Origin of the sequence: Sphingobacterium phlebotomi (assembly GCF_008180195.1) — a bacterium.
In the GTDB taxonomy this organism is placed as follows: Bacteria; Bacteroidota; Bacteroidia; order Sphingobacteriales; family Sphingobacteriaceae; genus Sphingobacterium; species Sphingobacterium phlebotomi.
Genome location: NZ_VTAV01000001.1, coordinates 23,660 through 43,475 on the forward strand (window position 1 = coordinate 23,660; position 19,816 = coordinate 43,475).

Sequence of the window (19,816 nt, forward strand, 5' to 3'; positions counted from 1 at the left end):
GGCTACCGTAATAATTCCTGTATATCCGCTGTCGATAACGATTTGATAAAACTTTCTTCCGTGGTAATGAGTGCCGTAGATAACGCCTTTTTTTGACCCTGGAGAGCGAGTATCTTTTCCTCAACGGTATCTTTACTAATAAACTTATAGATAAATACGTTTTTCGTCTGCCCGATACGATGTGAACGGTCGATAGCCTGTTGTTCTACCGCCGGATTCCACCAGGGATCTAAAATAAATACGTAGTCCGCTTCGGTAAGATTGAGCCCGACTCCCCCTGCTTTAATAGAGATTAAGAAGATTTGTATATTTTCACGTTCCTTAAATGTGTTTACCGCGTCGGCTCGGTTTTTGGTGCTTCCGTCAAGATAGGCGTATGCGATTTTTTCGCTATCAAAATAAGCTCTAAATAGCTGTAAATGTTTTACGAATTGAGAGAAGATGAGAACCTTATGATGTTCGGCGACAATAGATGCCAACATCGCTAAGACAGTATCGAATTTACCCGATGAAAACGTTTCGTTCTCTTCGACCATTCCGGGGTGATTTGCAATCTGCCTGAGCTTCGTGAGGCCCTGTAATAGCATAATTTGATTGCCTTGTCCATTTTGTTGTAGCTTGTTGTCGAGGAGGGCATTCCGGTATTCCGATTTTATCCGCTCATATAACTTCGCCTGTGCCTCCGTCATTTCACAATAAATGGTTTGTTCTGTTTTCGGAGGAAGTTCTTTTGCTACCTGGTCTTTGGTCCGGCGAAGAACGAAGGGCTTGATGATGGCTTGTAAGCGAGTAGCTTTTTCTTCGTCTTTCTTTTTTTCGATAGGTACTACAAATTCCTTTTGAAAATAGCTGTAGGAGCCGAGTAGACCGGGGTTTGCGAAATGCATTTGCGACCAAATATCTGCCACGGAATTCTCTATGGGGGTGCCGCTCAAGGCCAACTTATGTTTACTTTTTAGTCCTTTAATAGCCTTAAACGATTTGGAAGTCGGGTTTTTAATGTGCTGACTCTCGTCAAGGATGATATAGTTGAAGAAAAACTTGCTGAACATGTCTGTATCGCTACGTACAATCCCGTACGTTGTGATGACCAAATCGAAGTGTGAAAAACCAAACGTATCTCTTAAGCGGTTCGAACCCGTGTGAAGGTGTATACGAAGCTCCGGTGCAAATTTTTCTGCTTCTTTTTGCCAGTTATAAATAAGCGATGTAGGCAGTATGAGAAGAGAGGTTTTTGTGTGATCTGTCCCTCTTAAATGTTCTTTCTGCTGCTGTAACAACGCGAGTGTCTGTACTGTTTTCCCTAACCCCATATCGTCGGCAAGACATCCGCCAAACTTATATTCCTGAAGAAAGTGAAACCAATTGTAGCCAGCGTGTTGATAGGGCCGAAGATCTCCTCGGAATCCTGTTGGAATTGGTGCTTCGGGGATACTGTCGAAGTTTAATAATTGTTCTAGTTTGCGATGAAAGGAGAGTTCTGTATGCTCCGATATTTCATATAATAACCCGATATGCGTCTTGTTAAGCTTTAAACTATGCTTGTTTGTAGCAAAAAGGAACAAATGTTCATATTGGGAGAACCATTCCTCTGGAATAATAGCAATTTCGCCATTCGGCAATGTAAATTCTTTATTCTTATTTAAGATATGCTCCCGCAACGCTATAAATGGGATTTCATAGGGGCCAAAATGAGCTATGGCTTCTATATCGAACCAATCATTCCCCTCCTCGATGGCCATTTCCAGTGAAGTCTTCCCGATGAATAGGCGACGGTCGCTTTTTGCTTGGGTAATAGCAAACCCTTTGTCCAACAGTGTAGGCTGATTTCTGTTTAGCCAGTCAATAATAGATTCGTGTTCTGCTTCGACTATATAATTTGCAAACAACAAATCTTTCTTGCGAAGTCCTAATTCTTCTAGGTAAATGCCTTGATTTTTCTCCCAGGTCAAGGAGCGTTTTATTCGATGAAAAACATAATCGTCTGTTTCCTCCTCGTATGCTAATCGTACGGTAACGGGATGGTCTGTGCTTGCTGAAAATTCATAAGGGCCATAAGCAAAAGACAGTTGTAAAAAGGATTGACCGGTAGGAACGTAGAAGAGCTTAATAATGGGTGTTGCATTTTCTTTATGGGTCTTAATGTCAAAACCTTCGGCATAAACATGGTATTTTTCTATTAGCCCGCTCACAAAAGTTTCAAAGTATCGTCTCTCCGTACTGCGCGCCACACTTATATAACGTTTGTTCAGAAACGGGCTGAGTTTTTTACCGTCTATATCCTGTTCAAAATAATAAAGGGTATTTTCCAATAACAACCAAGCTTCTCTATTCACCACTACTTGCGCACCCTTATACATAAAATCCAGTCGATTGCCTTTGTGTTTTAATGTAGGGAAATAGCGGGTCTCTGTTTCGTTACGCCGGAAATGGAATAAGATGGAAGTAGGTTCGTCCGCAATTTTTATTTCCTGGTCGGCGGGATAACCATCTTTACTCATTAAAAAAAGAGGTTTACCAGATAATTGCTTTAATACCGTGAGCATCTTTAGCTCAATTTTGGGACGTATTCTATCGTAAATTTTATCATCGAAGACTTTCCCGAAGAAATCAACAGGGCGGATGGCTTTTTTGTTGAATGTCTTGATAATATGAGTCTGTTCGATCTCATCTAATAGCTTAATGAGGTGAAAGTCAGTTTCGTCCAATGCCGGTGCAAAGTCACCAACAGTATTGGTAAAAATACGTTTATAACTCAATGAATAAGATCCATTAGGGTTCAATTGAACAATATGGGGTTCTATCAGATAACCCAGATAAGGGTGTTGTCCTAGAGAATAAATTAACTTGAATGGTGATTTGCTATTAACCTGTTGCATTAAAAATCCTGACGCTTTCTAAAAAAGGTTGTAATATAGCGTTTTTTGTTGTTCTTTTTTTAGAAAAAAGAACGGAAAAAATCGTCGCTTCGAATGTTTTACATTTGGGATAGTGCTAAAAAATGGGTTCGTACAGTTGTAAAACATTCGGATGCGACATTGGATGTTAATGATGGGATGGTGCAATCACGAATCACGAACAACTCCTTCGAAAACAAATTGAGCAGGACCTTTAAGGCGTACGTTTGTAAAATGTTCCCCTTTTTTGTGAAAGCGGATAGCTAATTGGCCGCCGAGCACGCGTATGGGAATTTCCAGTTCTCCCTCTAAGTCGTTATTTAGGGCAATGGCCATAGCCGTCGCAGTCGCACCTGTTCCGCAAGCAAATGTTTCATCTTCTACGCCGCGTTCAAATGTGCGGAGAAAATATCCCTCTCCCTCGCGTTCAACGAAATTCACATTGATACCTTCTTTTTGATAAGTGTCGTTATTGCGGATAGCGGATCCGAGATGATACACATCCATATGTTGGAGATCTTTTGCCCAAGCCACGTAATGAGGAGAACCTGTGTTCAACACGTACGCTTCTCCGTCTCGTTCCACAGATGATACATCAATCATGCCCAGATCTACTTGATCGTCATGAATATAAGCGTCATGTTCGCCATCTACTGCCAAAAAGACAGTCTTTTCGGAAATAATGCCTAAGTCGCGCGCAAAGGCAACAATGCATCGCCCTCCATTGCCACACATACTGGCTTCTCCTCCGTTGGCATTATAATATACCATTTCAAAATCAAAATTTTTATTATTTTGAAGGAGCATCAAACCGTCTGCACCAATTCCAAATCGCCTATCGCATAATGATTGGACTAAATCATGATTGTCACGATCAAAAAAGCCACTTCTGTTATCGATCAACACAAAATCATTACCTGCTCCTTGGTATTTTGAGAACTGTATTTTTCCATCCATTTCTTTGATTTTTAATGAAAAATTTAATATTCTTGTTACAAAACGGAGCAGCACTGTTAAATCATGTTAAAAACCAATGTTAGGCCTGTTTCATTAACATTTTTTAACTGTCAAAACTTCCCGTGCAATTTCTAATGGTATTACATTTGAACAAGCCTTAGAACAAAAGTAAAAAGAAAATATTTTTAAAGAGAATAGATAATTACAGCAATTAAGAAACCGAGATGGAAATAACATTAGCTACAGTACAATGGTTGTTTACATCGAGCTCTTATCAGCCATTAAAAAAAGTAAATAGATAAAAAAATGAAGAAAATAGGAATGAGTTTATTAATCGCTGCTGTTGGAGGTGCAGTGGCTATCGGGGGGTACAAACTTTTCGAAAATAAACAGATCGAGAACATGACCTTCGAGGAAAAACAGAAGGTTTATTTTGCAAATAACTCAGAGATTGAGAGTATGTTGTCATCTACCGGAAATCCTGACTTTACGGAAGCTGCAGCTTCTGTAATACCGGGTGTGGTAAATATTAATGTGACGATGAAAGCGCGTAATTCCCGGAGTGGTGGCGGAGGCTCTCCTTTTGATATGTTCGAAGAATTTTTCGGAATGCCGCAGCAACGACGCCAGGCACAGCCCCGGGAAGCAAGAGCAAGCGGTTCCGGTGTGCTGATTTCTCCGGACGGTTATATCGTGACGAATAACCATGTGGTGGAAAATGCCGATAAAATTACGGTAGAGCTAACCGACAAACGGACTTTTGAAGCGAAAGTTATCGGTCGGGATGCCGATTTTGATATGGCACTATTGAAAATAAGTGCAGATAAGTTGCCCTTTGTGCGTTTCGGTAACTCGGATAATGTGCGTGTAGGTGAATGGGTGTTGGCTGTGGGATATCCTTTGGGGTTACAATCTACGGTTACAGCAGGTATAGTGAGTGCAAAAGGACGGGAAATCGGTATCCTTGGTGAACAAGGGCAAGGTTCGCCTTATGGTTATGGCCAACCGCAAGAACCTATTGTGCGTACTGCTGTAGAATCATTTATCCAAACCGATGCGGTGATTAATAAGGGTAATAGCGGTGGAGCATTAGTTAATGCACGTGGCGAATTGGTGGGTATCAATACGGCGATTATGTCGCCTACCGGAGCGTATGCCGGTTACGGATATTCGGTGCCTGTGAGTCTGGTATCGAAAATCGTGAACGACTTCAAGAAATTTGGAACGGTGCAACGCGGTTATGTCGGTATTCAATATCGTCCGATTAATGAGGCAACGCGCGAAGAATTTGGCATCAGCGATCTGCATGGTCTGTATGTGGCTGAGGTTGTGAAAGATGGCGGCGCTGCGGTTGCGGGTATCAAGAAAGGCGATGTGCTTACCAAAGTAGAAGACCAAACGATTTATTCATCGTCTGATCTGCAGGAACGCGTAGCACGGTTGAATCCTGGCGATAAACTTAAACTTACCTACAAACGTGATGGCAAAGAGCGGGATGTAACGGTGACGTTGAAAGCACAGGAAGCAAAAAAATCAGCTGCCGATGAAGAAACTAATGCCAGTGCTACGGAAATCTTCAACAAATTGGGTGCAAGCTTTACACCTGCTTCCGATGCACAAAAGAAAAAATTCGGTGTAAACTCAGGCGTTGTTATCACGCAAGTGCACCGCGGTGGAATGTTTGAATACTTTGGTGTTGAAAAAGGCTTAGTCGTAACACATGTAAACGGAAAACCTGTGAATAATGTGGATGATGTGGAGTCTGCGTTAGGTAGTACAAAAAGAAATATTGTCCGTATCACCGGCGTTTCGGAAAGTGGAACGGTTGAATTCAACTTCCCGATACAGTATTAGTAGCATAATTCATTATATATGATATATGTACGCGTCATCTGCTGAAAAGTAGATGACGCGTTTTTTATAATAAATAATTTCCTACTTTTGCTAAAGTATGAAAGCATCGGAGATTAATAAAAAATGGGTGGAATTGCAACGCGTTGTCGCAAAAGACTTCGATATGGAACTTCCCGATATTAAGGTTATGCTTTTTCTCATCGGTGTTCAAGAACTTGGAAAAGGTCCGCAGGAATTCTCTAAACGGCAAAAAGAAGAACTTATGCACATTGCTACTTGTCGTTTGTTTAGTGCTATGGGATTTTATGAACTGAATGGATTGGATGAAGAAGGCTGGCCGCATTGGGACCTAGTGAAACCTATCCCCAACTACACGCTGTTGGAACAAGAGATGATTCTCAAATCACTGATTATTGATTATTTTGAAGATACCTACACCTTATCGTAATAACATATTCATGAAAACATATTTTAAGGAAATAGGCTTGCTTATACTGGGCATGTTTTTAATGAGCATCGCGTGGGCGAAGACCCCGCAATACCATTATGTACTGATTAAAACGGGTAAAGGAGAATGCTTGTTAAAGTTGTATAATGAAACGCCTAAACATCGGGACAATTTTGTGAAGCTGGTGAAAGAAGGTTATTATGATAGTCTGATGTTTCATCGCGTTATCCATAATTTTATGGTGCAGGGAGGCGATCCCGATTCACGTTATGCTGCACAAAAGCAGCCACTTGGTGAAGGGGGGCCTGATTATAAGATTCCAGCGGAGATTCAGGAAGGTGTTATTCACAAGAAAGGAACAATCGGTGCAGCACGGGATGATAATCCGGCAAAGCAATCTTCGGCTTCTCAGTTTTATTTGGTACAGGGACGTGTATTTACACCGGAGGGATTAGATTCTTTGGAACAATTTCGATTGAAAGGGAAGAAGTTGACTGCCCAGCAAAGAACGGTATATACGACAATCGGAGGAACACCGCATTTGGATGGAAATTATACCGTGTTTGGAGAATTACTGAAGGGCATAGAAACCATCGATAAGATTGCGGTTGCCAAAACAGATGAACGAGATCGTCCGTTGGAAGATGTGCGGATGTCCATGAAGTTATTGACAAGAAGAGAGGCCTTAAATCTAGAACGGGAAATGGAAGGACTCCCTCCTAAAACAGATTTTTTTACAAAGGTTCTAGATATTTTTTACTCGAGATATTATTAAATGAAGATCATTACCTATAACGTAAATGGCTTGCGTGCTGCACTCAAAAAAGATTGGCTGGGTTGGATGAAGACAGTGAATGCGGATGTTGTGTGTTTGCAGGAAATTAAAGCTACCCAAGATCAAATCCCCGAAATTCTTTTGTTAGAACAGATGGGTTACGAACATTACTGGTATCCAGCACAGAAGAAAGGGTATAGCGGTACTGCTATTTTTACGAAGATCACACCAAGGCACATCGAGTATGGTTGCGGACATGAGGACTATGATTTTGAAGGACGTACCATCCGTGCCGATTTTGACGATTTATCTATTATGAGCGTATATTTTCCATCCGGAACTACAGGTGATATACGACAAGACTTCAAATACCGCTTCTTAGACGATTTTCAGGCATACAGCGATAAACTCTTACAGGAAAAGCCAAATTTGGTGATTTCGGGCGATTACAATATCTGTCACCGTGCTATTGATATTCACAACCCAAAGTCCAATGCCAACAGCTCTGGATTTTTGCCTGCAGAACGGGAATGGATGGAGAATTTTATTAATTCTGGATACGTGGACTCTTTCCGGCATCTAAACCCCGAACCACATTATTACACGTGGTGGAGCTATCGTGCAGGGGCACGCGCGAGAAACCTCGGCTGGCGGATTGATTATAATATGGTTTCGAAGCCATTGGAGAATAGAATCGTTACCGCAGAGATTATGCCTTCTGCAGTGCATTCCGACCACTGTCCGGTGTTATTGGAACTTCGGTAAAACCTCAATATTTTATTCCACCATACAAGCAACTAACTGGTGTTCATCCAATGGCTTGCTTAAGATACAGTCGAATGTATAAGATTGATTTTTCTTCATCTCGCCTTCGAGGTGCATGGTATCTGCGGTGAACGCAAACACTTTAGTGTCCTGTTTTTCCTTATTATTCCGGATTTCATGTAATACATCCCAACCGTCGACCTCAGGCATGGAGATATCCGTAATAACGGCATCAACTGGGTTTTGTTGTATAAATAATAAAGCATCGTGTGCCTTCTCAAATGTATATACGTTTGGAAAATCTTTGAAATAGTGTTTTAAATAGAGAATGTTGATGCGGTTGTCATCTATCAGCACTAGTTGGACGTCTTTCGAGAGGTCGGCCAAGGTATAAACTTTCGGCGCGGTGTCTTCCAGACGTTGTCGTTTAATCGGTACCGATAGGGTAAACGTAGAGCCTTTTCCAACAGTGCTGTTTAATGTGATATCCCCTTGCAATTGTTCCGATAGCAATTTAGAAATATAAAGCCCAAGGCCAAAACCTTTGGTTTTACTCTTGTTTTCCGTCATATAATATTGACGAAAAATTTGAGATTGGTGTTCGGTAGCAATTCCTAAACCGGTGTCTTTCACTTCTACAAAAAGTGTCTCTTGGTTACTTACTTTTCTTGTATACGCTTTGATGATGACCTTACCTTTAGGTGTATATTTTATCGCATTGCTAATCAGGTTAGAGACGATTTGTCTTACCCGGAAAGAACTACTGTAAATTTCCAATTTAGGGTCAATATCAATTTGCTGCGTTAAAGACAGGCCCTTTTTTTGTGCTTGATAGGTATGAAGCTTTATAATGTCCAATAATAACCGGTAAGGGGAAAAGTATTCATTTTTAACCTCTAACGCGCCTACTTCGAGTTTGCTAAGGTTGAGAATATCGTTTACTGTACTATTGATGACGGATATTTCATGTGCCGCCGAATCGAGGTATTCCGGCTGAATGGTGTCCTTGCTACCGTTCTTCCGCAAAATATCGATAATGCCCATGATTGAATTAATGGGCGATCGCACTTCGTGGCTTATATTGGCTAAAACACTTGTCTTTTCTTCCGCAACTTTTGCTGCATAATCTTTTTCTTCCTCGAGTTTCTTTTCGTAAGTAGTAGCCTTGGATTGGTAATAAAGAATAAACAGAATCATGAGCAACATGACCGATAGGGAGATGATGAGCTGTCGGCGAAGCTGACCTATATTTTCTTGATAGCGTTCCAGATCTCTGTTCTCGGCCGCTCGTAGGGCAGCACGCTCCAATTCTTGTATTTTTTCTACGCCTGTACGTAGATTGTTTAACAGCAGATAATTTGCCTGTATCAGATTGCGTTCTTTTTGCCGCATAACAGCGAAATTTCGCTGTAAGGTTCGCATACCGCGGTTGTAGGTTGTTCGGTTCTGTACAATCAGGCTCTCGACGTTGCGTTGCAGTACATCAATTTGCTGGGTGTTAAATTGTTGGGTGCTAGCGGAATTTATTAAAGTATCATCCTTAGCATTAAAAACGCGCTTGAACAAACTTTGTTTTTTGCGAACGGCGGTATCTACTTCAACTTTGTTAAGTGCGGTATCGCCCAGGATTTTACTCATTACAGCGTCTGTGGAGACGTGCTTCGGCGGCATGACCCGTTGACTCTGGGTCAAAGCTGATAGCGAATCCTGGGCCATGAAAACGAGATCATTAACGACCTTCTTGAGTTCGGCGAATTCTCCCGCCAAAAGATCTCTTTTTTGTATATCAGCGCCACTGTGTTGTAAAGAGTTGTTTCCTGTAGGGGTATTAGACAACGTGTCAAGATATAATCTAATCGTGTCGAGCTTAGCCCGATACCCGTTGTACGTTTCTTGGTCGAAATCCACCGTATATTGTCTAAACAGGTTATCTGCTTCCCCATAAACCGAAAACAGCTGATATAATGTGGAAGACTGTTTTGACCCGAGTGAATAAGCAGCATCTAGACGTTCTTTTACTTTTTGATACGCTGTATACTGATAAACAAAGACAATACTTATGTATACAAAAATGGCGATAATGGCACCGATAAGTACTTTACGCAGCAAAAATGTTTTCTTACCTTTTGGCACGGCTACTGTATTTAATTTGAGATTTAACCGTTAAATTTCTTGGAAACAGTCAGTTAATAATGTTCAAATATAAATAAAATGGCAAACAATAAATATTTATTCGTATTTTATTTACCTATTGTTTGCCATTGGCACATTTTTAAAACGCTATTGTTGATGATCTAAGAGATCTATTGTCTCCTTTGGTGGAAAGGTTTTATGCTTTCTTTTGCTGATTTTTTCTTCGTTGACCGGTTGCGGTACTTTTACATAATAGCCTGTACCATCATAAGGCCGCTTACGAGGATGTTCCATGCAAGCTGTCGAGCAGCAACCGTCCATTTCCCAGCCACATTCATCACATTGTGTGAAATGCTCATTACATTCGGGATTAGCACAGTTTATCATCTTCGAAGTCACCTTTCCGCAATTTCTGCAGGTAGAAACAATCGTTGGATTGACCTTATTGACACCTACCGTAACCCGGTTGTCGAACACGTAGCACTGACCGTCGAAATCTTTGCCGTCAACTTCCTTACCGTATTTGATGATACCTCCATGAAGTTGGTAAACATCTTTAAACCCTTCTTTGAGCAATAGTGCAGAAGCTTTTTCACATTTGATCCCGCCCGTACAATAGGTTAGTATCTTCTTGTCTTTATATTGTTCCAGTTTTTTTACCTTTTCCGGAAATTCACGGAAATTCTCTATGTCTAATGTGACAGCATTTTTGAACCGGCCCACAGCATGTTCGTAATTGGAGCGTACGTCCAAAATCACGACATCTTCCCGGTCCTTCATTTCCATAAAATCTTTTGGCTCTAGATGCTTTCCCGTTTCCTTATTTGGGTTGATAACTGTTGGGTTGCGTAAGCCAGAATGTACGATTTCGGATTTGTATCGACAGTGCATCTTGATAAAAGAAGGTTCATCGACGTCATCAACTTTGAAATCTGTTTTGCTGAATCGCTTATCGGCGTGTACAGCCTCCATATAGGTTTGACAAGCCGCCGGTGTTCCAGAAACGGTACCGTTCAGCCCTTCGTCGGCGACGATGATACGACCTACGAGACCTAGCGATTTACAAAATTCAAGATGTTCGGTAGCAAATTGTTCTGCGTTTTCGATTGGACTGTAACAATAGTACAGTAATGTTTGATATTTTGCCATATTCATTGATACCGCTGCAAACGGCGTTTAATGTTAAAAAATTATTTCTGGCTGCAAAAATAACGAAAACTTTCTTATTTCTTTATAAGCGGTTTAAGCAGATACTCTAAACCGTTCAGCTTTATTTCATAGAGAGTTGCCAATTGCATGCCGAGTTTACCTTTGGGGAACCCTTTTTGATGAAACCAGTTCAAATAAGGTTCAGGCAGATTACATAACAACCAACCTTGGTATTTGCCAAAAGGCATTTTGGTGTTGGCTAGTTCCACCAGTATTTCGGGATGGAATAGATTATTCTCTTGTTTTGCCATGCTTTAATCGGTATAAGATAAGGCGAGCGGCGATAACGCCATGATTGACGATATTGGAGAAAGCGCCATAATGCGTTTTGAAAATCGTGTAGCGTTCTTTCAAGCTCTGTCGATGGCGTTTTTGAGTCGTCCCGCCGACAAGGTATTTAGCCACATATTGGTTGACATTTACTATTTTGTTTGCTTTTTTCGCGGAGCGGATTACCCAATCGACATCAGCACTGAGCTCGTATTGTAAATCATAAGGTTCAGCGATACTCCGTTTCACGTAAATGGCTTGATGGCATATATTCATGCCATAACGGAACGATTTCCAATCAAATCGTTTTGGTGCATGATGACGGCGGTCGCCGATAATATTGCGTTCCTCGTCGATCAATTTCGTTTCTCCATAATAAATATCTGCATTTTCCGCCGAAGAAAAGACTTTTTCCAGCGTCATGTCTTCATATAATTCATCTCCGGAATTGAGGAATAGAACGTAGTCTCCTGTGGCGACGGCAAGCCCCTTATTCATCGCATCGTAAATACCATGATCCTTCTCCGAAATGAGCTTGGAAATCTCTTCTCTGTATTGGTCTATTACATCGAGTGTGCCGTCAGTAGAATGCCCATCCACAATAATATATTCCAATTCGACGTAGGTTTGTTTCATGACTGATCGAATGGTGTATTCGATCCCTCGGACATCATTGTAAACAACGGTGATGATGGAAACTTTGGGTAAAAGTTTATTCATGTTTTGCATCATTTCCTCCCAAATTTCTTGATTAAAAAACGGATTAAACGTTCAGCGATATTTCCTTTTCTATACGCATAAAAATATTTAATGGCTTCATAGGCCTTTTCGTTCTCTACAATTTCCTTGGGGAAATACTTTACTTTTTGGGTTGCTAGTTCCACATGATAAACGTTGTCAAGATCCGAATGGGTGCCGGAACCATCCGTTCCGATATTTTGTATCATGGATTGTCGCGGGTATAACACCAAACCATGCTGGTTGAAGACCGAAAGATACCAACGGATAGCCCAAGAATTGATCTTTCCGGCTTTAAATTCTTTAACCTGCTTCCAAAAATTTTCTTTTCCTTCTATGCTAAAACGCCTTATATCCTTCCGCTTGAAATGTTGCGTCAAGGCATTGATATCGGGATTGAAATGGTTCCACGCTCTTTTCCAGGTAGCCCATCCCCAACTATTTGCCACCCGGAAAAAGAACGATTTAGGCAAGCGTTTCGGGTGTTCTACCGGATACATATAACCGCTGATTTCCATGACCCGTTCCTCATGCTCATAGCGATGAAGGGCATCATTAAAATAAGTTAGGGCGTAGGGAGAGGTCTCCAAGTCATCTTCCAGTACGATGGCTTTATCATGTTCGTTGATGATTTTGGTGACGCCATCGATCACGTTTTCGGCAAGCCCCCAGTTCTTCTGGCGCTCGATAATGGTAATATGCTTAAAATCCCACGGCTCGCGGATAATGGCACGTATCGTATTGACATTTTCCACGGCATCTGCATTTTTCGCTGCGTCCGAAATAATGTATAATAAGGAGTCTTTGGCCAATAGATTCTTTTCCAAAGCCTCTAACGTCCGCCGCGTATGCTTAGGACGATTGTATACGAATAGTATGATAGGAGCAAGTGTCTGCATGCGTTACAAAAGAACAAAGAATGATTCAAAAACCGTGCTAATATTTAGTTAACCTCAGATTTCCAAGCAATTTTCTTCTTTATAAAATACCACTGTCTGCTTATCATGGATGGCTCCGATAGCGATTCCGGAAAAAGGAATATATTTAAAACCTAAGCTTTTCATAAAAGAGAAAGCCTCTTTATATTTACAGCGCTCGGCATCATCTAAAAGAATAACACCTTGTGGCGTCAAGCGTTGAACAGCATTTTTTAAGCACTTTAAACGTTCTCTTCCATCAACAAGGACAATATCGTAATGCTTCTCTTCCTGTAAAATAACTGTTTCGTATTGCTGATTTTCTAGTGGGACATAACTGATTTCTGCATTGGAAGGAAGGTCTGATTTTATTTTGTTGTACCACTTTTCATCGTGTTCGATAGAACGGACAAACTGGACCTGCTTTGCAAAAAACAAAGTTGAATTACCAGAACCATATTCAAATAACGATAACTCCTTGTTTAGCCGACCAGCTAAAAAATCGAGGAAAGAATATGTCAACCAAGGAATGGGTTCGCCATCCGCAGCTATCGCCTGCTTTGTTAAGTAGGCATTTAGCCATCCCTTTTGTACGAAATATCCTTTTATGGCCAACGACAGCAATCCTCGAAATATTCTAGGTTTTAAAAGGGTGGAATACGAACCTTCTTTTTGCATATAAACCAAATATAATGAGTTATTCTTGTAATGGTACTATTTTCTCCAATTTCTATAGAAATCTTGCTAACTTTGTGACTTCAATATCTTTGCATGAGCGAGAATATCAAGCAAAATACCCTTAAAGGATTGTTTTGGAATGCTGTCGACCGGTTTGGATACCAATTGGCGATAACATTAGTGGGTATAATCACTGCTCGTGTGCTACCCGAAGAAGATTTCGGTGTAGTAGCAGTCTTGGTGATCTTTACAAACATCGCCACATCAATTGTGGACAGTGGCCTGGCGACTTCATTAGTGCGTTCCGTTAAGGTTGATGAAAAAGACTATTCCAGTATGTTTGTTTTTAACCTATTGGTCAGTGTAGCGCTGTATCTTATCCTTTTCTTTGCTGCACCCGCCATAGAACGTTTTAACCATATTGACAACCTTGCCTTATACGCCCGTGTGCTCTTCTTGCAAATATTGACGCATTCGCTTGGTCTTGTACAGTATGTTAAGTTATTGCGCCGATTCGCATTCAAGGAAACTGCGCGTATCAATGTCCTGGCCGTTACATTTTCGGGTGTATTGGTGATTTTGTTAGCCTTGTTTAGTTTCGGAGTTTGGGCATTATTGTTGCAAACCCTTCTTTATTCCTGTTTTCGCACCATTATGCTATGGATATGGGGCGACTGGCGGCTGAACTTTTTCTTTTCAAGACGCATCCTGCGCAAACATTTGAAATTTTCTTCTTCCTTTATGGTTGGGAGGATATTGAGCAGATCCTTTTCACAGGCATACTATTCCTTTATCGGAAAGCATTTTACATTACAGGAGACAGGTTATTATTATCAGGCAAACAAATGGGGAGAAACACCCAGTATGCTGATTTCTTCCATTATACAGGGAACGACATTGACGACGTTGGCATCGATACAAAACGATTATCCACGTTTTCTGAACGCGTGTCGAAAGTCGATGCAAACGTTGGCCTTTGTACTGTTGCCGGCCGCTTTTTGTGCTATTGCCATTGCCGAGCCGGCCTTTGTACTGGTATTGACTGATAAATGGTTGCCTTCGGTGCCCTATTTTCAGTTGTTGTGTTTCATCGGTATATTTTTTTCGCTAATCGATTTAAATACCAATTTTTTAAATGTAAAAGGAAAAGCGCATTACACCCTGTGGTTGGAGCTTACGCAGATAACATTGGCGTTGTTGGTGTTGTGGCTAACCTATCCGTTTGGTATCCTGAACATCATCTACGGTCAGATGGGCGTACGGCTAGTGTCGTATGGTGTCAACACCTGGGCTAGCAGAAAAGTATACGGATACGGGCTGTTCAAACAGCTTAAAGATATAGGGCCTTCCTTTGTCATGAGTCTGATCGCTTTTGCTGTGGTGTGGACATTAGCCTATTTTATAACCGATGTGTCCTATCTGGCTATGTTATTGTTGCAAAGCACTATATTCGTGTCAATTTATCTATTGGGGAGCTATCTATTGGGAAATGTGGTGTGGTTGGAGCTACTGGAAATAGGAAAGCGCAAGTTATCGAAGTGGAAATGATGGAAACAATAAAAGGGAATTGGGTAGGATGCGGAACGGTATTCTATCATGAAAAAACAGGGGCTGTTGGCGCCTCCATAGAAGATGTTATTGACTACGCTAATCTGGAAATAGACTTGAAGGGGCTTGCCGCTTATCTGGATTATGGTTATGCGGTTTTTGGACATACACCTGTTAAGTATGTGAAATTCCTACTACCGAATGAGACGTTGCGTGTAGTAAATGGTAAGATTCAGGTAGCGGAACAGGAGGACCGTATCGTAGACGAATTGGGGAAGCAGACAAAAGAAGGAGATGTGCTGGGCTTGATGGAAGAGCGGGTGAATACCTGGGCATCATCATTTCAAGAAGATATTTTGATTCCGACCAGCGGTGGCTTTGATTCCCGCTTGCTGAATGTGTTATTAAAGGATCGGAAGAGGATTCATGCCTATACTTACGGAACTTCTTACAATCAAAATCTGTCGAGAGAGGTTGTCTATGCTAAAGCCCTTTCGGAGAGATTGGGTACACATTGGCAAAGAATAGACCTCGGTAAGTTCAATACTTACATGCCGGAATGGTATGCACGATATGGTGTTTCGATAGCCGCATCCGGCACTTACCATATGGAATTCTTTGACCAGATCGCCAACATCGAAAAGCACAAGAAACTGCATCTGTTAAGTGGGATTATAGGTGACGCGTGGGCCGGTGCTGTCGCTATCCCAGAAATAAAAACGCTGGAATTATATCGCAAGCTTGGACATACACATGGCATGAGTGCGGATGCAACACAGGCAATGGATGTAGGGTATAAAGATGAGTTGGTCGCGCCACTCTTCGAAAAACAAAAGGAATTCTTGGAACTTCCAGCATACCGCATACTGGCCACGATGCGGACAAAGATGATGATGTTGCAGTTTTTGATTACACTGCCGGCGCATTATGGTTTCGAAGCATATTCTCCTTTTCTGGATCAGGATATTGCCATAGCGATGTTGAACTTAGCTCCTGAAAGAAGGGCTAACAGACAATGGCAACGGGATTTCTTCAAGAAACATAACTTGTTATTTGAAGAGGAGAAGCATCAATATACCTATCAAAACTCCCTCAACTATTACGCCCTTCTTAACCACCCACTGGAACCGTTGAATGTTTCGGTGTTACGGGAGGTTATTCGTCCGGCTTATTTAGAGTGGATTAATAGCACGTTGGGGCGTATAAATTGGAAGGAACGTGTTTTTCAGACACTCATACATACACCGAAAGTAAAAGAGGGGCTTAAGCTATTGGGTTTTAAGAATAAATTGATGCAAGCCTATTTTGCCTATATCACGATCAAGCCAATAGAAATGATGTTGTTGAAACGGAATATGTTATAAAACTTCTATCTCACCTCAATTTGATGTGCAAACTCCCTTAATTTAGGATGTTTGGGATCGAGATCTGTAACAAGATAAGTGACATCTCGTAGTGGAGCAACACGCATCTTTTGATTAGAATTTAATTTCTCTGCAATACTGAGGATAGCAAGGTTCTTAGAACATTTGATCATTGCCCGTTTAATTTGGACAACTTCCCAATCTGAATCCGTGATTCCTTCGTCTAGCGACAAACTGTTTGTTCCAAGCAAACAAAGATCCACCCGTAAATCAGAAAGCTCATTGATGACCTGTGCCCCCGTCACAATATTCGTGTTTCGGGATAATTTTCCGCCAATAAGAATAACATCAATGTTGTCCTTCTCTGCTAATTCCAGCGCAACGAGTGGACTGATGGTAAAGAATGTACATTGCAGATCATTGGGGACAGATCGCGCCAATTCAATCATGGTTGTTCCGCCGCCCACTAATACCGTCATGCCGCTTTGTATGAGTCCGATAGCCTTGTGGGCGATCTCTTTTTTTGATTCCTTTGCATACACGTTTCCCTCCTGAAAAGGGAATTGAAAAGATTTAGATAACGCACCTCCATATACTTTTAACACCTGCCCGTTCTCGGCCAGTTCGTTCAAGTCGCGTCGTATGGTATCTTCCGACACGTTGAGCTGTACACTTAAATCGGATGATAATACCTTGTTGTGTAGGTTTATCTGATGGATAATATAGGCTTGTCTTTCTTCCTTTAACATGATATGAAGTTTACCTTCTTTTTCCCCGCGAAAAAGAAGCAAAAAGCTCGTCGCTTCAGATATTTGAGATCGTGGATAGTACTAAGAATGAGTTTCTACATACCTCAAACATCTGGATGCGACAATTAAAGTTAAGGAAGGGATCATGCAATTGTATTGTCCCTCCCTTAATCCTATATGCCACATGTAAAATTTTGAATATGTAGAAATATAATAAATGTACTATCCCTTCATTCAAAATTTTAAAGTGGCGAGTTTATGAATTCGTGTTCATTCTAGTATTCATGAGCTCACTACGTTCGGTTTTTTGCATACTTTTTTTGCGGAAAAAAAAGTATGAGCCAGTCGCGGCTTGAGCGACTAAATTAAACCTCTTTTAAGGAGTAATTCAGCGATTTGAACCGCATTTGTTGCTGCTCCTTTCCGAAGGTTATCTGCTACAACCCAAAGATTTAACGTTTTGTCTTGTGATTCATCACGACGGATACGCCCTACTAAAACCTCATCTTTACCATGTGCATCTTTCGGCATCGGATATTGGAGATTAGCAGGATCATCGACGACAATAACACCTTCTTGTTCAGCTAACAGCTGACGTACTTCAGCTAAATCAAAATCATTTTCAAATTCTATATTCACAGCTTCTGAATGCCCTCCCATAACGGGGATACGCACGGTAGTTGCTGTAACGCGGATGGAATCGTCACCCATGATTTTATTCGTTTCCTGAATCATCTTCATCTCCTCTTTTGTATATCCGTTGTCTTGGAATACGTCGATATGTGGGATGACGTTTAAATCGATTTGATATGGATATGCTTTTTCCCCTTCTTTTCCTGCCCGCTCATCCATCAATTGATTAACCGCTTTTACACCGGTTCCGGTAACGGACTGATAAGTAGATACAACAACGCGTTTGATTTTATACTTCGCATGTAGCGGCTGAAGAACAACCACCATCTGGATAGTAGAACAATTTGGATTGGCGATGATTTTATCCGCTGCGGATAGTACTGTACCGTTTACCTCCGGAACAACCAACTTTTTCGTTGGATCCATGCGCCATGCTGACGAATTATCGACTACCGTAATCCCTGCTTCGGCAAATTGAGGTGCATATTCTGTTGAAGTACCGCCTCCCGCAGAAAACAAAGCTACATCAGGTCGAAGTGCAATAGCTTCGGCTGGCGTAACGACCTTGTACTTCTTTCCCTTAAAATCGATTTCCTTACCCTTGCTCCGCTCCGATGCTACAGGAATCAACTCTGTTACCGGGAAATTACGTTCCGCTAAAACGGTCAAAATCTCTGACCCTACAAGGCCCGTTGCGCCTACTACTGCAACTTTCATAATTGAATTTGTTTTATTGTTTAAGATGTTAAATAAATTACGATTAAATCTAGCATGTAAAAGTACGAAAATAAAAAGATATTTTGCAATTTATTAAACACAACGCAACGTTTTTCCGCGAATATTTGGAGATTTGTAATTCTTATAAAAGGGCAACTCAAGCAATCGATTGCCATCCGATTTTACCTAAAAAATGCGCTAACTTTGTCGCAATGAAAGAGCGTATAGTAATGATTGGAGCGAATGGCCAAATCGGATCAGAGTTGGCAACAGCGCTTCGCCATAAATTCGGTGCCGAAAATGTCATCACATCAGACATTCGAGAACCGGCTACATTAAAAGAAGGTGAAATTTTTGAAATCATCAATGTGCTGGACAAGCCTGCATTGAAGAGTTTATTGAAGAAGTACAAGCCTACGCAGATTTATTTGCTGGCGGCAATGCTTTCCGCGACTGGGGAAAAATATCCACAAAAAGCTTGGGATCTTAATATAAACGGTCTATTGAATGTGTTGGATCTAGCTTTGGAATTTGGTATTAAGAAGATTTTTTGGCCGAGCTCCATCGCGGTTTTTGGACCGCACTCTCCGAAACAAAACACCGATCAATATTGTGTGATGGACCCTGTTACGATCTACGGCGTCAGTAAACTGGCAGGCGAAAGACTTTGTGAATATTACCATCATAAATATGATCTGGATATTCGCAGTGTTCGCTATCCGGGAATTATCTCTTGGAAGACTGCTCCCGGAGGAGGAACAACGGATTATGCTATTGATATTTATATTGAAGCGTTAAAGCATGGTAAGTATACATGCTTTCTTTCTGCTGATACTGCTTTGCCTATGCTTTATATGGAAGATGCGGTACGTGGAACGATCGAACTGATGGATGCCCCCATCGAACAAATCTCCATCCGTTCCAGCTATAATCTCGAGGGATTATCTTTCACGCCTGCGGAGATTGCCAAAGAAATTAAAAAAATTCTTCCTAATTTTGAGATGTCTTATGTTGATTACGACCCACGTCAGGCAATCGCTGACACTTGGCCTGCAAGCATCGATGATCGTTACGCACGTACCGATTGGGGCTGGAAGCCAAAGTTTGATTTGGCGTCGATAACAGAAGACATGATTGCGAACCTCAAAACAAACGTATAGAAAA

17 protein-coding genes are annotated in these 19,816 nt (G+C 41.3%); 7 read left to right on the top strand and 10 right to left on the bottom strand.

Translation table 11 applies throughout. The features are described from left to right. Nucleotides 1-2 precede the first annotated feature (2 nt). Nucleotides 3-2,879 (bottom strand): DEAD/DEAH box helicase, encoded by a 2,877-nt coding sequence (locus FXV77_RS00100; RefSeq protein WP_148917198.1) that lies wholly within the window; start codon nt 2,877-2,879, stop codon nt 3-5. Between the two features lie 186 nt (nt 2,880-3,065). Further along, on the bottom strand, nt 3,066-3,854 hold the full coding sequence (gene dapF, locus FXV77_RS00105; RefSeq protein ID WP_148917199.1) for a diaminopimelate epimerase: 789 nt from the start codon (nt 3,852-3,854) through the stop codon (nt 3,066-3,068). A gap of 306 nt (nt 3,855-4,160) precedes the next feature. Between dapF and FXV77_RS00110 the strand changes: the two genes are divergently transcribed. The 4 genes from FXV77_RS00110 (at nt 4,161) to FXV77_RS00125 (ending at nt 7,696) form a co-directional block, all read left to right on the top strand. Next, nucleotides 4,161-5,708: a Do family serine endopeptidase gene (locus tag FXV77_RS00110; protein ID WP_187443955.1), complete on the top strand. Its 1,548-nt coding sequence runs from the start codon at nt 4,161-4,163 to the stop codon at nt 5,706-5,708. A gap of 97 nt (nt 5,709-5,805) precedes the next feature. Beyond that, entirely contained in the window at nt 5,806-6,156 is a 351-nt protein-coding gene (locus tag FXV77_RS00115; protein WP_148917201.1) for a hypothetical protein, read from the top strand. Between the two features lie 10 nt (nt 6,157-6,166). Next, entirely contained in the window at nt 6,167-6,931 is a 765-nt protein-coding gene (locus FXV77_RS00120; RefSeq protein ID WP_148917202.1) for a peptidylprolyl isomerase, read from the top strand. Beyond that, complete coding sequence (locus tag FXV77_RS00125) at nt 6,932-7,696, top strand: exodeoxyribonuclease III (protein WP_148917203.1); 765 nt, start codon at nt 6,932-6,934, stop codon at nt 7,694-7,696. 12 nt (nt 7,697-7,708) lie between these two features. Here the strand turns inward: FXV77_RS00125 and FXV77_RS00130 are convergent, their stop codons facing one another. The 6 genes from FXV77_RS00130 to FXV77_RS00155 all read right to left on the bottom strand — a co-directional run bounded on the left by FXV77_RS00130 (nt 7,709) and on the right by FXV77_RS00155 (nt 13,641). After that, a complete protein-coding gene (locus FXV77_RS00130) occupies nt 7,709-9,829 on the bottom strand; it encodes an ATP-binding response regulator (RefSeq protein WP_148917204.1) in 2,121 nt (706 codons plus the stop codon). A 147-nt stretch (nt 9,830-9,976) separates the two neighbouring features. Further along, complete coding sequence (trhO, locus tag FXV77_RS00135; RefSeq protein WP_148917205.1) at nt 9,977-10,978, bottom strand: oxygen-dependent tRNA uridine(34) hydroxylase TrhO; 1,002 nt, start codon at nt 10,976-10,978, stop codon at nt 9,977-9,979. A 74-nt stretch (nt 10,979-11,052) separates the two neighbouring features. Continuing rightward, nucleotides 11,053-11,289, bottom strand: coding sequence for a DUF3820 family protein (locus tag FXV77_RS00140; RefSeq protein WP_148917206.1), 237 nt, complete (start codon nt 11,287-11,289; stop codon nt 11,053-11,055). After that, entirely contained in the window at nt 11,270-12,028 is a 759-nt protein-coding gene (locus FXV77_RS00145) for a glycosyltransferase family 2 protein (protein WP_148917207.1), read from the bottom strand. The genes FXV77_RS00140 and FXV77_RS00145 overlap by 20 nt, the downstream gene beginning before the upstream one ends. A gap of 8 nt (nt 12,029-12,036) precedes the next feature. Next, nucleotides 12,037-12,945, bottom strand: a complete 909-nt coding sequence (locus FXV77_RS00150; RefSeq protein ID WP_148917208.1) for a glycosyltransferase family protein — start codon at nt 12,943-12,945, stop codon at nt 12,037-12,039. Between the two features lie 54 nt (nt 12,946-12,999). Continuing rightward, the gene (locus FXV77_RS00155; protein ID WP_148917209.1) at nt 13,000-13,641 is read right to left on the bottom strand and encodes an O-methyltransferase; all 642 of its coding nucleotides are present in this window, start codon (nt 13,639-13,641) and stop codon (nt 13,000-13,002) included. A 93-nt stretch (nt 13,642-13,734) separates the two neighbouring features. Here FXV77_RS00155 and FXV77_RS00160 point away from each other — a divergent pair, with 93 nt between their 5' ends. Both FXV77_RS00160 and FXV77_RS00165 read left to right on the top strand, forming a co-directional pair. After that, nucleotides 13,735-15,189 carry a lipopolysaccharide biosynthesis protein gene (locus FXV77_RS00160; protein WP_148917210.1) on the top strand — a complete coding sequence of 485 codons (1,455 nt, stop codon included), beginning with the start codon at nt 13,735-13,737 and terminating at the stop codon, nt 15,187-15,189. Next, nucleotides 15,186-16,553, top strand: a complete 1,368-nt coding sequence (locus tag FXV77_RS00165) for an asparagine synthetase B family protein (RefSeq protein ID WP_148917211.1) — start codon at nt 15,186-15,188, stop codon at nt 16,551-16,553. The genes FXV77_RS00160 and FXV77_RS00165 overlap by 4 nt, the downstream gene beginning before the upstream one ends. 5 nt (nt 16,554-16,558) lie before the next feature. Here the strand turns inward: FXV77_RS00165 and FXV77_RS00170 are convergent, their stop codons facing one another. Beyond that, on the bottom strand, nt 16,559-17,302 hold the full coding sequence (locus tag FXV77_RS00170) for a DeoR/GlpR family DNA-binding transcription regulator (RefSeq protein ID WP_148917212.1): 744 nt from the start codon (nt 17,300-17,302) through the stop codon (nt 16,559-16,561). A gap of 360 nt (nt 17,303-17,662) precedes the next feature. After that, the gene (locus tag FXV77_RS00175; RefSeq protein ID WP_148917213.1) at nt 17,663-18,652 is read right to left on the bottom strand and encodes an aspartate-semialdehyde dehydrogenase; all 990 of its coding nucleotides are present in this window, start codon (nt 18,650-18,652) and stop codon (nt 17,663-17,665) included. Nucleotides 18,653-18,864: 212 nt separating this feature from the next. Between FXV77_RS00175 and FXV77_RS00180 the strand changes: the two genes are divergently transcribed. After that, a complete protein-coding gene (locus tag FXV77_RS00180; RefSeq protein WP_148917214.1) occupies nt 18,865-19,812 on the top strand; it encodes an NAD-dependent epimerase/dehydratase family protein in 948 nt (315 codons plus the stop codon). Nucleotides 19,813-19,816 lie beyond the last annotated feature (4 nt).